13 protein-coding genes are annotated in these 15,290 nt (G+C 75.3%); 6 read left to right on the forward strand and 7 right to left on the reverse strand.

The features are described from left to right. Positions 1–118 precede the first annotated feature (118 nt). Together ACIPLC_RS17500 and ACIPLC_RS17505 are read right to left on the reverse strand one after the other, a co-directional pair. Entirely contained in the window at positions 119–1,282 is a 1,164-nt protein-coding gene (locus tag ACIPLC_RS17500) for a CaiB/BaiF CoA transferase family protein (RefSeq protein ID WP_400473861.1), read from the reverse strand. Next, positions 1,279–2,817, reverse strand: a complete 1,539-nt coding sequence (locus ACIPLC_RS17505) for an APC family permease (RefSeq protein WP_400473862.1) — start codon at positions 2,815–2,817, stop codon at positions 1,279–1,281. Before ACIPLC_RS17505 ends, ACIPLC_RS17500 begins: the two co-directional genes overlap by 4 nt. Positions 2,818–2,995: 178 nt before the next feature. Here ACIPLC_RS17505 and ACIPLC_RS17510 point away from each other — a divergent pair, with 178 nt between their 5' ends. Both ACIPLC_RS17510 and ACIPLC_RS17515 read left to right on the forward strand, forming a co-directional pair. Continuing rightward, positions 2,996–3,748 (forward strand): FadR/GntR family transcriptional regulator, encoded by a 753-nt coding sequence (locus ACIPLC_RS17510; protein ID WP_400473863.1) that lies wholly within the window; start codon positions 2,996–2,998, stop codon positions 3,746–3,748. 95 nt (positions 3,749–3,843) lie between these two features. Further along, complete coding sequence (locus ACIPLC_RS17515) at positions 3,844–4,611, forward strand: cache domain-containing protein (protein ID WP_400473864.1); 768 nt, start codon at positions 3,844–3,846, stop codon at positions 4,609–4,611. Between the two features lie 30 nt (positions 4,612–4,641). Here ACIPLC_RS17515 and ACIPLC_RS17520 read toward each other — a convergent pair whose 3' ends face one another. Together ACIPLC_RS17520 and ACIPLC_RS17525 are read right to left on the reverse strand one after the other, a co-directional pair. Further along, positions 4,642–5,403, reverse strand: a complete 762-nt coding sequence (locus tag ACIPLC_RS17520; protein ID WP_400473865.1) for a (2Fe-2S)-binding protein — start codon at positions 5,401–5,403, stop codon at positions 4,642–4,644. A 234-nt stretch (positions 5,404–5,637) separates the two neighbouring features. Then, positions 5,638–6,210 carry a hypothetical protein gene (locus tag ACIPLC_RS17525; protein ID WP_400473866.1) on the reverse strand — a complete coding sequence of 191 codons (573 nt, stop codon included), beginning with the start codon at positions 6,208–6,210 and terminating at the stop codon, positions 5,638–5,640. 169 nt (positions 6,211–6,379) lie between these two features. Between ACIPLC_RS17525 and ACIPLC_RS17530 the strand changes: the two genes are divergently transcribed. Continuing rightward, positions 6,380–7,597 (forward strand): sensor histidine kinase, encoded by a 1,218-nt coding sequence (locus ACIPLC_RS17530; protein WP_400473867.1) that lies wholly within the window; start codon positions 6,380–6,382, stop codon positions 7,595–7,597. 52 nt (positions 7,598–7,649) lie between these two features. On the opposite strand, the gene ACIPLC_RS17535 is transcribed toward ACIPLC_RS17530, so the two are convergent. Continuing rightward, the gene (locus ACIPLC_RS17535) at positions 7,650–9,233 is read right to left on the reverse strand and encodes a purple acid phosphatase family protein (RefSeq protein WP_400473868.1); all 1,584 of its coding nucleotides are present in this window, start codon (positions 9,231–9,233) and stop codon (positions 7,650–7,652) included. 124 nt (positions 9,234–9,357) lie between these two features. On the opposite strand from ACIPLC_RS17535, the gene ACIPLC_RS17540 reads away from it, so the two are divergent. Beyond that, positions 9,358–10,044 (forward strand): response regulator, encoded by a 687-nt coding sequence (locus tag ACIPLC_RS17540; protein ID WP_400473869.1) that lies wholly within the window; start codon positions 9,358–9,360, stop codon positions 10,042–10,044. Positions 10,045–10,381: 337 nt separating this feature from the next. Here the strand turns inward: ACIPLC_RS17540 and ACIPLC_RS17545 are convergent, their stop codons facing one another. Beyond that, positions 10,382–12,046 (reverse strand): peptide-N4-asparagine amidase, encoded by a 1,665-nt coding sequence (locus ACIPLC_RS17545; RefSeq protein ID WP_400473870.1) that lies wholly within the window; start codon positions 12,044–12,046, stop codon positions 10,382–10,384. Between the two features lie 201 nt (positions 12,047–12,247). Beyond that, complete coding sequence (locus tag ACIPLC_RS17550; protein WP_400473871.1) at positions 12,248–13,150, reverse strand: LysR family transcriptional regulator; 903 nt, start codon at positions 13,148–13,150, stop codon at positions 12,248–12,250. A 135-nt stretch (positions 13,151–13,285) separates the two neighbouring features. On the opposite strand from ACIPLC_RS17550, the gene ACIPLC_RS17555 reads away from it, so the two are divergent. Further along, entirely contained in the window at positions 13,286–14,287 is a 1,002-nt protein-coding gene (locus ACIPLC_RS17555; protein WP_400473872.1) for a pseudouridine-5'-phosphate glycosidase, read from the forward strand. Between the two features lie 3 nt (positions 14,288–14,290). After that, positions 14,291–15,169, forward strand: a complete 879-nt coding sequence (locus ACIPLC_RS17560; RefSeq protein WP_400473873.1) for a carbohydrate kinase family protein — start codon at positions 14,291–14,293, stop codon at positions 15,167–15,169. Positions 15,170–15,290: the final 121 nt, after the last annotated feature.

Raw genomic sequence — 15,290 nt, forward strand, 5'->3', positions numbered from 1 at the left:
TCAGCCGGACGGGCGTAGGCCACCCGGCCCACGCCAGACAGCAAGATCAACACCTAGTCCAACCGGGTGTCGTACACCTAGATCGTGATAGTCCCCTAGGTCAGGACCGGCTCCGGGCTCATGGCGTGCCTCCGGGGTTCGCGTCGTCCAGCCAGGCGGTGAGTTCGGCGGTGTGCTCGCCGAGCCGGGGCGGGGGCAGCCGGTAGCGGGGCGGGGTGCGGGAGAGGCCGATGGGGTTGGCGACCAGGTCGAGCGGGCGGCCGTCCGGGCCGGGCAGGGTGGCCCGGGGGGCGAGGCCGAGGGAGTCGGCGAGGGCGAAGGCGCCGGCCAGGTCGTTGACCGGGCCGCAGGGCACGCCGAGCGGGGTGAGCACGGCGGACCACTCGGCGGCGGTGCGGCGTTCGAGCCGGGCGGTGAGCGCGGCGGCGAGCGCGTCCACGTGTGCGACCCGGTCGGTGTTGGTGGCGAACCGGGGGTCGGTGGCGAGGCCGGGTGCCTCCAGACCCCGGCAGAGGGCGGCGAACTGCCGGTCGTTGCCGACCGCGACGACCAGCGGGCCGTCGGCGGCGGTGAAGACCTCGTACGGGGCGATGGACGGGTGGCGGTTGCCGAGGATGCCGGGCACCGCCCCGGCCAGGGTGTAGCCGGCGGACTGGTTGACCAGGCCGGACAGCAGGGTGGAGAGCAGGTTCAGCTCCACCAGCTGGCCCTGGCCGGTGGCCTCCCGTTCGCGCAGCGCCGCCAGCACGCCGACCGCCGCGTGCAGCCCGGTGAGGACGTCCACCAGGGCGACGCCCGTCCTCACCGGCTCGCCCGGGGCCGGGCCGGTCACCGACATCAGGCCGCCGACCGCCTGCACCAGCAGGTCGTAGCCGGGCAGTTCGGCGCCGGCGCCGGAGCCGAAACCGGTGATGGAGCAGTAGACGAGCCGGGGGTTGAGGGCCTGCGAGTGCTGGGGGCCGAGGCCGTGGCGGTCCATCGTGCCGGGGCGGAAGTTCTCCACCAGCACATCGGCGCGGCGCACGAGTTCGACGGCGCGGGCGTGGTCGGTCGGGTCGCGCAGGTCGAGGGTGAGGGAGCGCTTGTTGCGGTTGACGGAGAGGAAGTAGGTGGCCTCGCCCTGGGCGTGCGGCGGGCCCCAGGAGCGGGTGTCGTCCCCGCCGCCCGGCTGCTCGACCTTGATCACGTCGGCGCCGAGGTCGGCGAGCAGCATGGTCAGGTAGGGCGCGGCGAGGACGCGGCCGAAGTCGGCGACGAGGATTCCTTCGAGGGGGAGGGTCATCGGGCGTCCCCGGTGAGGGCCGTCGCGTCGCCGGACGGGGCGTCGCTGCGCAGGTGCGGGCGGGCCAGCAGCAGGTAGAGCCCGCCGGCCGCGAGCACCACCACGGCCGAGAGCAGTACGAGGTAGTCGTCGTACCAGACGGCGTCCGGGGTGCGTCCCCAGCAGATGTTGACGATCGCGGCGAGCCCGTACACCAGCGCGCCGAGGTTCACCGCCAGGCCCCAGCGGCCGAGCCGGAAGTCCCCGCTCGGGCGCCAGCCGCGCAGCCGGGCGCGCAGGGCGGCCAGCACCACCATCTGGAAGGCCAGGTAGATGCCGATGCTGGAGAAGGAGATGATCTTCGTCAGGGCGCCTTCGGAGAGTGCCGAGGCGCCGACGATGATCACGCCCGGCAGCGCCGCCGCGAGCAGCAGCGCGTACGGCGGCACCCGCAGGCGGTCCGAGACGGTGGCGAGCAGCCGGCTGCCCACGATCATCCGGTCCCGGGCGAAGGAGTACGCCAGCCGGCTCGCCGCCGCCTGGAGGCTCAGCACGCAGGACAGGAAGGAGATCAGCACCACGCCGATCACCACCCGGGCGCCGGTGGCGCCGAACGCGTCGTGCAGCACCGAGGCCACCGGGTCCTTGTCGTCGCCGGAGACCACCGCGCCGATGTCCTGGATCGACATCACCAGCGCCAGGCTGACGCCGATCGCCGCCGCGCCGCCGACGTAGAGGGTGCGCCGCATCGACTTGGGGATCTGTCGACCGGGGTTCGGCACCTCCTCGGCGACGTCGCCGCATGCTTCGAAGCCGAAGAAGAGGAAGACCGCGATCAGCCCGGCGGCCAGGAAGGCGTCGGTGTACGAGCCGCCGTCGCCCGCGCCGAAGCGGTCGAAGACCACGCCGAGGCCGTGGTAGCGGTGGGTCAGCAGCAGCCAGGCACCGACCGCCAGGGCGCCCAGCAGTTCGGCGGCGAAGCCGAACACGGCCGCGGCCGACAGCACCTTGGTGCCGCCCAGGTTGATCACGGTGGCGAGCAGCAGCAGGCCGAGCGCGCACCAGACGGTCGTCGCCGTGCTCGGTTCGACGCCCAGCAGCGCGGCCACGTAGGGGCCGGCGCCGTACGAGACCGCCGCGATGGTGGACATCAGCGCCAGCAGGTACACCCAGCCGGTCAGCCAGCCCCAGGTGCGGCCCCAGAGCCGGCGCGCCCACGGGTACACCCCGCCCGCCACCGGGAACTGGGCGACCACTTCGCTGAAGACCAGGGCCACCAGCAACTGGCCGACCCCGGCGATCAGGAAGCTCCACACCATCGGCGGGCCGGCGGTCGCGAGGGAGGAGGCGAAGAGTGTGTACACGCCGACGACCGGGGAGAGATAGGTGAAGCCGAGGGAGAAGTTCGCCCAGAGGCTCATGTCGCGTTTGAACTCGGAGGTGTAGCCGAGGGCGGCCAGCCGTTCGGTGTCGGTGTCGGTGTCGGTGTCGGCGCCGGGGCCCTGAGGCGGGAGGGGGTCGGTCGGGGAGGTGGCACGTGCGCTGGCATCGGTCATGACCTGCTCCTGCTCCTGGGAACGTGGCGTGACGTGCGAGGGCTTCCGGGGGTGATCCCCGGGCCGGGATTGCGGGAAAACATACGAGATCGGATTTCTAGCGGCAAGGGTGCGCGCCCGACCGGGAGGTACCCTGCCGGAAACACCCAGTCCGACGGTGATCGAGGAGGGGGCCGGTGTGGCGACCATCGGGAGCGCGACCCCGCTGCTCAGCGCCGTCCTCGCGCCGCTGACCGACCTCGGCCGCGCCGACGCCGTGGCCCGCCGGATCACCGAGGCGATCGCCCTCGGCCTGGTCGCCGACGGGGACCAACTGCCCAGCGAGAACGACCTCGCCGACCAACTCGGCGTCGCCAACGGCACCATCCGCGAGGCACTCGCCCTGCTCCGCGAGGCCGACCTGATCGAGACCCGGCGCGGCCGCAACGGCGGCAGCTTCGTCCGCACCCCCGCCGAGGGCTCCGAACGCCTCCAACTCGCCCGGCTGCGCGACCTCGCCACCGTCGACCTGCGCGACCTCGGAGACGAGGAACTGGCCGTCTCCGGCACCGCCGCCCGGCTCGCCGCTGAACGCGCCCCCGCCGACCTCGCCCCCCGGCTCACCCGGCTGGTGCACGACCTGCGCGACGCCGCCGGGCCCGCCGAGCAGCGCCGCGCCGACGCCCGCTTCCACATCGAACTCGCCGTCGCCGCCCAGTCCGTGCGCCTCACCCAGCTCGCCGTCCGGCTCCAGGCCGAACTCGGCCCGCTGCTCTGGCTGCCCGCACCGCACGGCCCCGACCAGGAACGGTTCGCCGAGCAGCACCGGGAGATCCTGGTCGCCGTCCTGGCCGGCGACGCGGCCGGCGCCCGGGCCGCCGCCGAGGTGCACACCGTCGCCTGCGTGCACCACCTGGTGCGGGGGCACCTCCAGCTGACGGACGACGGCTGACCGGGGCCGCCCGCGCCGCCCCCGTCGTCCCGCCCCCGTCGTCCCGCCCCCGTCGTCCCCGCCGCACCTGGAATCCCGCCCTCGCCGGAGCTGTCATGACCACCACACTCGCCCTGCCTGCCACCGTCGCCCCGTCCGCTCCCGCCGGCGCGTCCGCCACCGCCGGCGCCTGCGCCCGGAGCGTCGCCGCCGCCGTCGAGTCGGTGCTTGCCGAACTGGACGGCCTGCGGGCGGCCGCCGCCGACTGCTGGACCAGGGCCGCGGCCGCCGGGCGCAGGCCTGCCGCGGCCGAACTCGCCGCCCTGCGCGGGCCGGTACGGGGCCAGCTGCACCGGCCCGGCTCGCACTACTTCGGCTGCGGCGCGGTCGCCGCCCCGGGCGCGCTCGCCGACGCCGAACTGCACGTCGAGTGGTGGTACCGCGGCGCGCGCGGCGCCGGGGAGCGGCGGCTGCGCCTGGCCCTCGATCCGGCGGACGCCGAGTTCTACGACTACCGGGCGCTGCCGTGGTTCGCCGGGCCCCGGGACGAGGGGCGGGCGGTGGTCGCCGGGCCGCAGGTCGACCTGCTCTGCGCCGACCGCTACGTGCTGTGCTGCGCCCGGCCGGTGACGGCCCCGGGCGCGGGCTTCGTCGGCGTGGTCGCGGGGGACGTCCCGCTGGCCGGGCTGGAGCGGTTGCTGGTGCCGCCGCTGCGCGCGCTGCCCGGCGAGGCCGTGCTGGTCACCGGCGAGGGGCGGGTGCTGGCGGCCTCGACCCCGGCCTTCCCGGTCGGTTCGCTGGCCCGCGGCCTGCTCGCCGACCCGGCGGTGGAACGGGCGGCGGTGCCGTCGTCGGCGGCCGACTGGGAGGTGGTCCGGATATGACCTTTACTCCTGGATGTATTGGCTCCGGTGTCAGCTTCGCCTCGGTGCGGGCGGCCGGGTGAAGCAGCAGTCGCCGCAGACCCCGGCGCTCGGCCCCACCCGGTAGTACAGGCAGCAGCTCGTCCGCCGGAAGGCGGCGCCGCGCGGGCCGGTCCGCAGTGTCCCGGTGCCGGCCAGCGGCGGGCGGGCGAGCAGCTCCGCCGCCAACGCCCGGGCGGGGCCCGGCGCGTGGGCGTCCAGGACCCGCAGGGTGCCGGCCAGGGCGGAGGCGGCGTTGCCCGACAGCAGCCGGGCGGAGAGCGGGACGGCGGACCGCACCGCCCCCGCCAGCGGCTCCAACTGGCCCATCAGGACGGCCTCGTACAGCCGGTCGGCGAGCGGGAGCGGAGCGGGGAGCGGCGGCTCCGGCGGCGTCCAGAGGTCGAGCGGCCCCTGCTCCGGGATTCGCACCCAGGCACGCTCCAGCGTCGGGACCGTACCGAGCAGGACGGCCGCCCCGAGCCCCACCGACCAGAAGCGGGCGGCCAGTCCGAGGTGCAGGATCGACGCGGCGACCCGGGGTTCGGCGGTGCCGAGCCGCTGCGCCACCACCCGGATCCGCCGGGCGAGCGGCGCGTCCGGCCCGGTGCCGTACAGCTCCGGCAGCGGCCGGAAGCCCGGGGGTGGCCCCGCGCCGGGCGTGGCAGGGGTGTCGAGCGCGAAGTACGGGCCGACGGCGGCGAGTCGGCCGTAGTCGGGGTGGCCGACCTTTCCGGCGCCGTCGGCGGGGCGACGGTCGGGAGCGGGGTTCACCGGCCCTCCCCGGTGCGGCCGGTGAACCCCGCTCCCCGTTCGGATGGCCCGGGCGCGGCCGCTTCGACGGTGCGGGACGCGGTCGGGCGGTCGACGGGCATCGGGTGGGCCTCCAGGGAGTTCGGCGCGTTCAGGTGTTCGGCGCGTGCGGTGCGTGCGGCGCGTTCGGGCGGGCGGGTGGCGCCGGGCGGTGCCACCCGCCCGGGCCCCGGGAGGCCCCGGGCCGGGCGGTGGTCAGCCGCGCACGGTGAAGTCACCACCGGTCGTGCGGATGAACGGTACCGTGCCCTGGCAGTCCGAGACCGGCGCGCCGAACATGCCCCAGACCCAGCCGAGCCGGTCCCCGCGCCGCCCGTCGTCCTCCACCGAGAGCGCGACCTGCTGCCCGATCAACGGCCGGCCCGGGAACCACGGCGCCTCGCCCTTGGTGACCACGCCGGTCGCGATCGCCTCCCGGCCGCCCACGGCCAGACAGGTGATGTCCCCCTCGAAGTCGGCCACCAGCCGGCCGTCGGTGTGGACGTGGGTGACGTGGAAGTGCCCGCTGGTCGTCCCCGGATCGGCGTTGACGCCCGCTCGGGCGTCCAACTCGAAGCGGACCGGGTCACCTTCGAAGCCGTGGAAGGCGGCGGTCAGGACCGTCCCGCCGGAGCCGTGCAGCCGTACCGGCCCGGTGCCGTCGGTGGCGGCGGTCGCAGTCGCGGTCGCGGCCGCGGGGTCGGTGCCGACGGCGGTCGCGGGTGCGGTGGCGGCGATGGTCGCCAGCAGGCAGAGGGCGGCCGCGGCGACGGCGGGGCGACGGTTCACGGCGGGTTCGTCCTTCTCGACGGGGAAATCTCCGGTGCCCACCACTCTCGCCCCGGGCGCGGCGGCGGACCTCCCGCTGTGGAGGGGAGTCTCCTGCCGCCGGACTCCGCCTCGGGGAGGAGCCCACCTCCCCCGGGAGAGCGGCCGGGCAGGACCTAGGCTCGGGTCCGTGCATACCGAATCCCCGCCCCCGGCCGCCGCCGCCGGGTTCGGCCGTCCGTTCGCCGCCGCCCGGTTCCGTCGACCGGCCGCCGCCCTCGCCGCTCTCCTCCTGCTGGCACCCGTCGGGCTGGCGCACCCGGATGCCCGTGGCGCGGCCCTGCTGGTCGCGGCGGTGGCGGCGCTCACGGCCGTGGCGGCGCTGCTGCCCTGGCGGGGCGGTCGGGTCACGCTCGGGCCGGCGGCGGTGGCGGCGGCCGGGCTCTCGCTGCTGCTCGACCTGTGCTACCCGGGGCCCTACCGGCTGCCCGCGTTCTGGCTGCCCTTCGAGTGGCTCGCCCTGCTCGGGCTGCTCTTCCGGGCCGTCCGCCGACTGCCCGACCGCTGGGCCGGCCCGGTCAGCGCCCTGGTCGGGCTCGCGGCGGTGCTGCTGCCGTTGCGCTTCGCCCTCCGGACACCGCAGGGCGCCGTGGCCGGCCCGGTGATCGCCGTGCTGCTGTCCCTGCTGCCGACGCTCGGTGTCGCCGGGGCGGGCCTCTACCTGCGGGTCCTCGACGCCCGCCGGGAGCGTGCGGTGGCCCGGGCCCGGCGCGAGCAGCGGCTCGAAGTGGCCCGCGGCCTGCACGACTTCGTCGCCCACGAGATCACCGGCATCGTGCTGGAGGCCCAGGCGGGCCAACTCCCCGGCCAGGAGCCGGAGGAGACCGGCGCACTGCTGCGCCGTCTGGAGGAGGCGGGCCTGCGGGCGCTCGACTCGATGGACGAGATGGTCGGCGCGCTGCGGGACGACCGGTCGGCCGTGGGCACCACGCGCCCCCTCGGCCTGGCCGAACTCCCCGACCTGGTGGCCAGGTTCGGCACGACGGGCGGCCCGCACGCCACCCTCGACCTCACCCCCGGCACGGTCGGCCTGCTCCCCGCCGAGGCGCAGGCGACCGCGTACGCCGTCGTCCTGGAGGCCCTCACCAACGTCCGCCGCCACGCCCCGGGCACGACCGGGGTCGCCGTCCGGGTGGCCCCCGGCCCGCGGGATTCCGTCGAGGTGACGGTCAGCGACACCGGCGGCCCGTCCCGCAGCCGCGTGCCGCTGCTGCGCCGCCGCCCCGGCTCCGGCGGCACCGGCCTGGCCGGCCTGACCGCCCGGGCCGCCGCCCACGGCGGCACCCTGGACGCCGGTCCGCAGGCCCCGTCGGGGTGGCGGGTGGTGTGCACGCTGCCGGGGCGGTAGCGCCGGCCCGGGGGTCGGTCCGGGCCGGCACCACGCGCCCCGGGTGCCGGGGTCAGCGCCCCCGGCCGCCGCCGCGGGCGCCGCGCGGGCGGGTGAGGGTGAAGCGGTCGACGGGGACGAGGTCTCCGTACGGGCCGCTGACGGAGTAGTAGGTGACGTCGATGGTGGTCCGGCCACCGCGCTCGCCCGGGTCGACCTCGAAGGCGGCGAAGCCGTACGGGTTGTCGGCGTCGCGGAACGCGGACCAGGGCGCGTCCTCGATCACGTACTGCGGGGGCCGCTTGCCGGTGGCCGGGTCGACGGCGCCGACGCCGGTGATGACGCGGGCCTTGGCGGGCTCGAAGAAGAGGTGGTTGGAGGGGGCGGAGGTGCCGCCGCCGCCGATCACCAGGTGGACGGTGCCCCGGGTGGTGTCGATGGTCTCGGTGTCGGTGGCGACCGGGATGGGGGTGCGGGTGTCGGTCTGCTGCTGGCCGCGGATCGGGTGCGAGCGCTCGTAGTGGTGTTCGTGGCCGCAGACCACCAGGTCGACGCCGTACTTGTCGAACAGCGGCACCCAGGTCTCGCGGATGCCGAGGTCGGCGCCGTTGAACTTGTCGGCGGTGGAGATGACGACCTGGTGCATGCAGACCACGATCCAGTCGATCTCGGGGTTCGCGTTGGCGGCGGCCAACTCCCGCTCCAGCCAGCGCTGCTGGGCGCCGCCGGAGTAGCCGTGGACGTAGCCGTCGCCGGCGTCCTGGTAGGCGACGTCGTCGTTGTTGAGGCTGATGACGCGGACCGCGCCGGCGGTGAACGCGTACCAGAGGCCGTGCAGTTCGTCGTCGGAGCCGGACGGCGGGAGGTCGAAGTAGGCCTGGTAGGCGCCGTAGCCGGTCGGGCCGTTGCCGCGTTCGTTCTCGTGGTTGCCGGCGGCGGGCATCCAGGGGCGGTGGCGGGCGGAGCGGGTGTTGTTCTCGAACCAGTCGGACCAGGTGCGGACCCGGTCGGTGGCGAGGTTGGCGTAGCAGAGGTCCCCGTTGACGAGGTGGAACAGCGGGGCGATCCGCTCGACTCCGGCGGTGGTGTCGCCGGCGGCGGGGCTGCCCAGGTTGTCGTTGGCGTAGCCGTTCGCGGTCTGCTTGCCGAGGGTGGGGGTGCCCTGGTCGCCGAAGCTGGTGAAGGTGAAGGCGGCCCGGCCGCGCGGGGCGGTGCGGACGGTGCCGAGTTCCGGGGTGGCGCCGTCGTGGACGGCGGCGTACACGTAGTCCGTGTCGGGGTGCAGGCCGGTCAGCCGGGCGTGGTGGATCCGGACCTCGGTGCCGGACTTGGCGTCCCGGTAGGTGCTGGTGTCGGCCTGCACGCTGCGGCCGAAGCCGCCGTGCGAAGTGCCGTACAGGACACGGGGGTTGCCGACCGAGGCGGTGGTGTGCCAGGAGACCACGACCTCGCGCGAGGCGTCCGAGCCGAACTGGAGGTGCAGGCCGGCGACGCGCGGGGCGCCGGAGCGGTCCGGCCGCTCCAGCAGCAGCGGGGAGGCGGCGGCGGGCGTGGCCGCGATGCCGGAGAGGGAGACGGCGCCGCCGAGACCGAGTCCGGTGGCGCCGGCCAGGATCCCGCGCCGGCTGACGGGGGGATGTCCACTGGGAGCGTTCATGGCCGCCAGCCTCACCGCGCGTCGGTGAACCGCGCCGGACCCACGACGTGAACTTCCCGCCCGCCGGGCCGCGCTGGAGACGGGCGGGGCCGGCGGCCCGGCCGGGCGTGGCAGACTGCCTGCCGTGACGAGTGCGAACGGTGAGTGCCCGCGGACCATCCGTACGCTGATCGCGGACGACCAGGAGTCCGTCCGGCGCGGTGTCCGGCGGATCCTGGCGGCGCAGCCGGACATCGAGGTGGTGGGGGAGGCCGCCGACGGGCTGGCCGCGCTGGAACTGGCGGTCGAACTGCGGCCGGACGTCGCGCTGGTGGACATCCGGATGCCGCGGATGGACGGGCTGGAGCTGACCCGCCGGCTGGCCGGGCCGGGGGTGGCGGAGCCGGTGCGGGTGGTGGTGCTGACCACCTTCGACCTGGACGAGTACGTGTACCCGGCGCTGCGGCACGGGGCGTCCGGGTTCCTGCTGAAGCGCTCGGGGCCGTCGCTGCTCGCCGAGGCGGTGCGGGCGGCGGCGGACGGGGAGAGCCTGATCAGTCCGTCGGTCACGGTCCGGCTGCTGCGGCAGGTGACGGCGCCGCGCCGCCCGGAGCCCCGTTCGGCGCCGGTGGTGCCGCTGACCGAGCGGGAGGTGGAGATCGCCGGTCACGTGGCGGCGGGCCGGACGAACGCGGACATCGCCGCCGAGCTGTTCATCTCGCCGGGGACGGTGAAGACGCACGTCGCGAGCGTCCAGCGCAAGCTCGGGGTGGCGAACCGGGTCGGCATCGCCGTCCACGCCTGGGAGATGGGCTACCCGGTGCCGCAGTGACGAGCGCCCCGGTGACGGACGCTGGAGGGACGGATGCGTCCACGGAGCCGAGGGGGCGCTCCGTGGACGCGGGGAACCTGCGGGGCGGGGGTGGCCTCCGGACTTCTCGTCCTCCGGCCGGCAGTTCGATCGTCGACCGAGGTAGTTCCAGCGGCAGACCCTGATCCGTCTCGATCTGTCACCACTGCCTCCTGCGGTCGAACTCCTTCAGCTGCCTCGCAGGTCCACCTCCCATCATGCGCTTCCCACGCCGTGTGCACCAGGGGTCAACCGCCTGAAATCGGACGGATTTCGCGAACCGGGAGGTTCGGGGCGCCGCTACGGCCTTCCCGCTGCGCTACGGCTTCGGCCAGCCGTCGACGAAGGAGAGCGTGCGGTGGTAAGGCCCGTCGGGCCCGGTGCTCCGGTAGTCCTCGGTGCTGGTGCCGGTGCGGACGGTGGAGTCGCCGTCGTGGCGGCGGGCGGTGGGGCGCAGGGTGTGGTCGACGGTCGAGCGCTCGGTGACGTGCCCGCCGGTGGCCGCGGTGGTCTCGCGGTGGTAGCCGAGGTCCATGGCGGTCCGCTGGTCGGTGTTGCCGGCGGCGTCGCGGGTGACCCGGTAGGTGACGTCCAGCGGTTCGCCCTCGCGCACGGTGGTGGTGCGGTGCGGGCCGCCGCCCCAGGTGGCGGTGGTGCGGGTGAGGTCGGTGCGGTTGTGCAGGGTCACGTCGTTGCCGCTGTCGCGCAGCTGCTGGGCGGAGCGGAAGGCGAGGTCGTCGCGGACCTCGGTGGTGATCCGGCCGTGCGAGGTCTGGACCCAGCCGCGGGCGCGGTCGTGCCGGCCGGCGGTGACGGTCCAGTCGCCGCTGCCGGCGCCGTGGTCGGTGAGCCGGGTGTCGACGGCGGCCTCGGGGGCGACCTGGTGGTCGGTGAGCTGCCCGGTGGTGCGGGCGGCGCCGTGGTCGACGTCGGCGAAGAGGTTGATCTGGCCGGTCCAGGTGTCGTTGCTCTGCGCCTCGGCGGCGTTCACCGCGATGCCGACGGTGTGCGGCCGGCCGTCGAGCAGCAGGCCGACGTAGGGGGTGAGGTCGAGCCGGTAGGCGGGCAGGTCGAAGGCGAAGACGCCGGGGACGGGCCGCCAGAGCAGCGGGTCCCACCCGCCGGTGTAGATGACGGGGTAGGGCCAGACCGCGCCGGCCGTCCGCCCGTCGACGGTGAGCCGCAGTTCGCGGAACGGGCCCTTGCCGCAGGCACCGAGGCCCGGGTTGGCGCTGACGAAGGCGTCGGGCGCGGAGGCGTACGCGAACTCCTCGCAGGCGCCGCCGCCCCGGGTGTAGACCTCGGCGGTGAGGCGTTCGAGGTTCTGCGGGAAGGTGAGCTCGCGGGTGGCGGCGGGGGCGGCCTGGGTGAGTGCGAACGGCCCGGTGGTGAGCAGCCGGTCGGCGGCGCGGGGGGCGGGCCGGCGGTCGTTCGCGGTGTAGAAGGTGACGCTGGCGCTGATGGTGAAGACGCCGGTGTAGGTGGCGTCGGTGACGTTGGCGAGGTCGAGGGAGAACGGCTGCGGGCCGGCGGCGAACAGCGGGGCGTAGCGGGTGAGATCGCGCTCCAGCTTCCATTCGATGCCGTCCTGGGACGGCTCGGGGGTGGAGGAGAGCAGTACCTGGACGCCGCCGACGCGGGCGCTGAAGATGCGGTCGAACTGCCGCCCGGCGACCTGCCCGTGGAGGTCCAGGACGACCGCCGACCAGGGCCCGGCGCAGTCGGCGGGCGGGGTGAGGGTGGTGGTGTACGGGGTGTCGGGCGGGTTGCCGTAGCCGTTGCGGAACTGCTGGTCGTGCATCACCTCGACGGTGCAGGAGCGGGTGTCGGGGCGGGTGAGCGGCCGGGTGGCGGTGACCGGGTCGTGGTAGTCGGTGCCGAAGTCGGCGTGGGCGGGGGCGGCGGCGGTGAGGGTGCCGGCGAGGGTCAGGGCGGCGGCGCCGAGGAGGCGGGCGGCGCGGCGAAGCAGCGGGCGGACGGCCAAGGCTGGTCCCCAGGGGTCGGGCGGCCGGCGGGCGCTGCCGCGGGCCGGGTGGGCGGTCCGGGCATCCTTTCGACGGTGGCATGCCAGCGTCAAGGACTCGTTCCGGGGACCGCTGCGGGTGCCCGGCGAGATCCGGCAGGAGCGTGCCCAGGGCGTGCTTCATCATGCGCGTCGCGCGCCTGGCGGGAATGATGAAACGTCCTAGCCGCCCTCCAGGGCCGCCGCCTCCTGCCGGATCAGGTCGCGCAGGGCGGCCAGCCGGGGTCGGCGGTCGTCCAGCCGCCACTGCATCTCCAGCGGCAGGGTGGCCCGGCCGTCCAGCCGGACGGTGGCCACGTCCTCGGTGAGGTGGCCGGTCATCGAGCCGGGCACCAGCGAGAACGCGCGGTTGCGGGCGAGCAGGTAGAGCCGGGAGCCGACGATCCGGGGCGGGCTGACCAGCACCGGCGGGTCGACGCCGTGTTCCGCGCACAGGCCGAGCACGTGGTCGTAGTAGCGCGGGTGCTGTTCGCGCGGCCACAGCAGCAGTGGCAGGTCGCGCAGTTCGCCGAGCCGCACGCTGGTCCGGCCGGCCAGCGGGTGGTCGCGGCCGAGGGCGACCCGCACCGGCTCGTCGGCGATCCGCTCCAGCCGGTAGCCGGCCACCTCGTCGAGGAAGCGGCCGAGGCCGATGTCGGCGAGTTCGGCGGCCAGCGTGGTGGAGACCTGGCCGGTGTCGACGGCCACCTCGGCGGTGGTGAGCGCGGGCAGCTCCTGTTCGGCGCGGCTGACCACGGCGGGCAGCAGCCGGTTGACCACGCTGGGGGAGGCGACGATCCGGGCCGTCCCCAGCCGGGACTCCTCGTGCAGCCGCACCCGGGCCAGCAGGGTCTCGGCCTGCCCGAGCAGCCGGGCGCTCTCGGCGGCCATCACCTCGCCGGCCTCGGTCAGGGCCACCGAGCGGCGGCTGCGGTCGAACAGCTCGACGCCGACGGTCCGCTCCAGCCGGGCGACCTCCTGGCTGACCGTCGGCTGGGAGATGTGCAGCCGTTCGGCGGCCCGCCCGAAGTGCAGTGTCTCGGCGACGGTGAGGAAGACCTCGAGTTGACGCAAGGTGAAGCCCATGGCCCAAGCCTAGGCGAACCCATAGTCTCAGGCCTATCGGAAGCCCCAGGACTCATTCTGGATCCCGATGCGAACCGTCCATACGCTGAGCGCACGTTGCCCCATCGCAGTGGCATCTCACAGGGAGCTCGCATCATGACCGGACTGCCCACCAGCACCCCCGAGGCCGCCGGCTCCGCGCCGGCCACCAGCTCCGCGCCGGCCACCCGTCCCGCGCGGGCCATCCACGTCTCCGCGGAGGTCGCGCGGGCCGTGGCCGACGGCCGGCCCGTGGTCGCGCTGGAGTCGACCATCTTCACCCACGGCCTGCCGCGCCCCCGCAACCTGGCCGTCGCGCTGGAGGCCGAGAAGCAACTGCGCGAGGCGGGCGTCGTCCCGGCGACCATCGGCGTGCACGCGGGCGTCCCCACGGTCGGTCTGAGCACCGAGCAGATCACCGAACTGTCCGCGACGGACGGCCTGGACAAGGTGAGCCTGCGGGACCTGCCGGTGGTCGCCGCGCTCGGCCGCCACGGCGGCACCACCGTCGCCGCCACCGCCTTCCTCGCCCACCGGGCGGGTATCCGGGTCTTCTCCACCGGCGGCCTCGGCGGCGTCCACTTCGGCGCCTCCGAGAGCTTCGACGAGTCGGCCGACCTGACCACCCTGGCCGCCACGCCGGTCACCGTGATCAGCGCGGGCGTGAAGTCGATCCTCGACATCCGGGCCACCCTGGAGCGCTTCGAGACCTTCAACATCCCGGTCATCGGCTACCGCACCCGCAAGTACCCCGGCTTCTACGTCACCGACTCCGGCCACGAGATCAACTACAGCGTCGAGTCGCCCGAGGAGGCCGCGCGGCTCATCGACGCCCGCGACGGCCTCGACCTGCCGCAGGCCGTCCTGATCGCCAACCCGGTGGACCCCGCCAAGCAGCTGCCGCCGGAGGAGCTCGACGGCATCCTCGCCCGCGCCTGGGCCGAGGCCGAGCGCCAGGGCGTCACCGGCAACGCCTCCACGCCGTTCCTGCTCGACCACATCCAGCGCGACACCCAGGGCCGCAGCCTGGAGGTCAACGTCGAGGTCTACCGGGGCAACGTCCGGCTCGGCGGCCGGATCGCGACCGCGCTGGCGGCCGCCGCCCGCAGCGGGGCCTGACCCGTGCTGGGGGTGCTCGGCGACCTCGTCGAGGACATCGTCGTCTGGGTCGACGGCCCGCTCCGGCACGGCACCGACTCCAGCGCCCAGGTCTTCCGGCGGCGCGGCGGCAGCGCGGCGAACGTCGCGAGCTTCGCCGCCGGTCAGTACCCGGCCCGCTTCATCGGCTGCGTCGGCGCCGACCCGGTCGGGGACGGCATCGTCGCCGAACTGACCGGCCACGGCGTGGACGTACGGGTCGCCCGGCGCGGCCAGACCGGCAGCATCGTCGTCCTCATCGACCAGGCCGGCGAACGGACCATGCTGCCCGACCGAGGCGCGGCCAAGCTGCTGGACCGGGTGCCGGACGAGTGGCTGGCCGGCCTGACCCACCTGCACGTGCCCGCCTACTCCTTCGACGGCGATCCGGTCGGCCGCTCCGCGCTGGACGCGCTGGCGCGGGTCCGGCTGGCGGGCGGCACCACCTCGGTGGACGCCTCCTCCACCGGCATGCTGGAGCAGTACGGGCGGGATCGCTTCCTCGCCCTGCTGGCCGAGTTGGCGCCGACCTTCGTGTTCGCCAACCGGTCCGAGGCGGAGTACCTCGGCCTGCTGGTGGGCGGGCTGCCGGGGCCGGAGCGCGTCCGGCTGGCGGCGACCGCCGTGGTCACCAAGGCGGGCGCCGAGGCGACCACCGTCGACGTGCCCGGGGACGCGCTGTTCACGGTGCCCGTGCCGCCGGTGAGCGAGGTGCGCGACCTCACCGGGGCGGGGGACGCCTTCGCGGCGGGATTCCTGGCCGGTTTCCTGGAGACCGGGGACCTGCGCCTGGCGGCCGGCCTCGGGCACCGCAGCGCGGCCCGGGTGCTGGCCACGCCGGGGGCCTCGTTCGCGGAGCGGTGACCTCGGGCTGACCCCGGGCTGACCCCGGGCTGGCCCCGGGCCGTCCTCGGGCTGACGTCGGGCCGATGTCGCGGTGACCTCGTGGTGGGCGGCCTCGTGCGCGGGGCCGCCCACCGGGCCG

It is taken from the genome of Kitasatospora sp. NPDC086801 (genome assembly GCF_044745805.1).
Classification (GTDB): Bacteria; Actinomycetota; Actinomycetes; order Streptomycetales; family Streptomycetaceae; genus Kitasatospora.

What these genes read in the sequence shown, in the direction of transcription:
- ACIPLC_RS17500 (WP_400473861.1), bottom strand. Translation starts at nt 1,282, where the DNA reads ATGACCCTCCCCCTCGAAGGAATCCTCGTCGCCGACTTCGGCCGCGTC.
- ACIPLC_RS17535 (WP_400473868.1), bottom strand. Translation starts at nt 9,233, where the DNA reads ATGAACGCTCCCAGTGGACATCCCCCCGTCAGCCGGCGCGGGATCCTG.
- ACIPLC_RS17550 (WP_400473871.1), bottom strand. Translation starts at nt 13,150, where the DNA reads ATGGGCTTCACCTTGCGTCAACTCGAGGTCTTCCTCACCGTCGCCGAG.
- ACIPLC_RS17505 (WP_400473862.1), bottom strand. Translation starts at nt 2,817, where the DNA reads ATGACCGATGCCAGCGCACGTGCCACCTCCCCGACCGACCCCCTCCCG.
- ACIPLC_RS17515 (WP_400473864.1), top strand. Translation starts at nt 3,844, where the DNA reads ATGACCACCACACTCGCCCTGCCTGCCACCGTCGCCCCGTCCGCTCCC.
- ACIPLC_RS17555 (WP_400473872.1), top strand. Translation starts at nt 13,286, where the DNA reads ATGACCGGACTGCCCACCAGCACCCCCGAGGCCGCCGGCTCCGCGCCG.